This is a genomic window from Polaromonas sp. P1_E1_2, assembly GCF_056406035.1.
This window is the reverse complement of sequence record NZ_JBFUAZ010000683.1, coordinates 1-2123: the sequence shown is the minus strand read 5'-3', so window position 1 is coordinate 2123 and position 2123 is coordinate 1. Positions and strand designations below refer to the sequence as shown.

Here is a 2123-nt window from a genome sequence, read left to right as displayed (position 1 = left end):
GGCCGCGATGCTACATGAGAGGAAAAATCGATGACCAGTGGTGCATCGCTTCCCAAGGCCTTAAGGTCCGGAAGGCTTTGAAACTCTACACCGTGGATGGTTTCATTGGTGCACAGGTGGACGTAGCTTGCGTCCGGCCGCAACTTCCAGCCGGACGGAGGTGGTAGCAGTGTGTGCCCGTTGTCTGCATTGCTCGCAGCGAGCTGGACATCGCAATACTTGCGTGCCTCTTTTTGCGATTTTTCACTCCAGCTGCCTGTTACCACGAAATCGGCCGAACGACCCTGCGAGACATTGAGGGGAACAATGGCATTTTCGGCAAGTCCGCCGCCCTGCATGAACAGGATCTTGAAGTGGGCCGGAATGGCCATCAGCTCGCGGAAATCGGCCTCCGCGTTTTCATAAATGGAAATGAACTCCTTTCCACGGTGACTCATCTCCATCACGCTCATGCCGCTGCCGTGCCAGTCCAGCATTTCGCCCGCCGCCTGCCGCAAAACCTCTTCGGGCAGGTTCGCCGGGCCAGCGGAAAAATTGAAAGGACGGGTCATTTCTTGGCGGGCGGCTTGCCTGCTCCCGGCGCGGGGCCGGTGCCAATGATCTTCAGCGCCACGTCGTCGAACTGCTTGGCACGTGCGAGGACGTCGGCACGCGATGCTTCTACCAGCTTTTGTACAAAGACATTGCCCAGCTCGGGCGCCGTAGCCTGGTATTTCTTGACGGCAGGTGATTCAAAAAAAGCAGCAAGCTGCTGGAGTTCTTCCTGTGTGAACCGTTCTGAATACGCGGGTACCAGCGATTCGGCACTGACTTTGCTGACCTGCTTGCTGATCAGCTGGCTCGCATCATCGGCATATTTCTTGAGTTCGGCGTTAAGTTCTTCAGACGCTTTTGGCTGCTTGGCTTTGGGAACATTTGCGTCCATTTTTGGAGCCCATTTAACAATGAGTTCCTGCGCCGTGGTGCCCGCAAGCTGGTTCACCAACCGGTCAAGCTCCGGCCCTTGCTGCAGCGCGACCACTTTTTTGGCCAGCTCTGTTTTTGGATCTGCTGCCTGCGCGTGAACAGCCGTGGCGCCGCAGGCCATGGCAGCGACCGTGATAGCGGTAAGGAAGTTTTTCATCAGGTACTTTCGATGTTGGGGGTGTCTGTGCCGGTACCGGTTTCAGTATCGGGTTCATCCAGCGAGGCATCGTTTTCAACGATGCGCTGAAGGCCGCTTAATTGTGAACCTTCGTCAAGGCCGATGAGCGTAACACCCTGTGTAGCCCTTCCCATTTCGCGGATTTCGCTGACGCGCGTGCGGACCAGCACGCCCTTGTCGGTGATCAGCATGATCTCGTCGTCCACGTGAACCAGCGTGGCTGCGACCACCTTGCCGTTGCGCTCGCTCTGCTGGATGGCGATCATGCCCTTGGTGCCGCGGCCGTGACGCGTGTATTCGGTGATGGACGTGCGTTTGCCATATCCGTTCTGGGTGGCTGTGAGCACACTTTGCTGCTCGTCTTCGGCGACCAGCATGGCGATCACGCCCTGGCCGTCTTCGAGCATCATGCCGCGCACGCCACGCGCATTGCGGCCCATGGGGCGCACGTCGTTTTCGTCGAAGCGCACGGCCTTGCCGCCGTCACTGAACAGCATCACGTCGTGCTTGCCGTCAGTCAGCGACGCACCAATCAGGTAGTCCCCCGCATCAAGGTCGACCGCGATGATGCCGGCCTTGCGCGGATTGTTAAATTCGTCGAGGGCGGTTTTTTTCACGGTGCCCATGGAGGTGGCCATGAAGACGTACTGATCAGCCGGAAAGCTGCGCTTTTCGCCCGTGAGAGGAAGGACGACGGTGATTTTTTCACCTTCCTGCAAAGGGAACATGTTGACGATGGGACGCCCGCGCGAGCCGCGAGAACCGGCGGGTACTTCCCAGACCTTGAGCCAGTAGAGCCGGCCGCGATTGGAAAAGCACAGAATGTAATCGTGCGTGTTGGCGATGAAGAGCTGGTCGACCCAGTCGTCTTCCTTGGTGGCGGTGGCCAGCTTGCCGCGGCCGCCGCGGGCGATGAAGAGCTGGTCGACCCAGTCGTCTTCCTTGGTGGCGGTGGCCAGCTTGCCGCGGCCGCCGCGTT

At 58.9% G+C, this 2123-nt stretch carries 3 protein-coding genes; all 3 read right to left on the bottom strand.

Features of this window, described 5'->3' with window-relative positions:
- Nucleotides 1-551, bottom strand: a 551-nt coding sequence (locus AC1D1P_RS21680) for an aminotransferase class V-fold PLP-dependent enzyme (protein WP_477674395.1), incomplete at its 3' end; no start/stop codon positions are given.
- Nucleotides 548-1123 carry a DUF2059 domain-containing protein gene (locus tag AC1D1P_RS21675; protein ID WP_477674394.1) on the bottom strand — a complete coding sequence of 192 codons (576 nt, stop codon included), beginning with the start codon at nucleotides 1121-1123 and terminating at the stop codon, nucleotides 548-550. The genes AC1D1P_RS21675 and AC1D1P_RS21680, both read right to left, overlap by 4 nt.
- The coding region (locus AC1D1P_RS21670; RefSeq protein WP_477674393.1) for a DNA gyrase C-terminal beta-propeller domain-containing protein at nucleotides 1123-2123 on the bottom strand (1001 nt) is incomplete at its 5' end. The genes AC1D1P_RS21675 and AC1D1P_RS21670, both read right to left, overlap by 1 nt.

Coding starts and splice junctions, on each gene's coding strand:
- AC1D1P_RS21675 (WP_477674394.1), bottom strand. CDS start 1,123: ATGAAAAACTTCCTTACCGCTATCACGGTCGCTGCCATGGCCTGCGGC.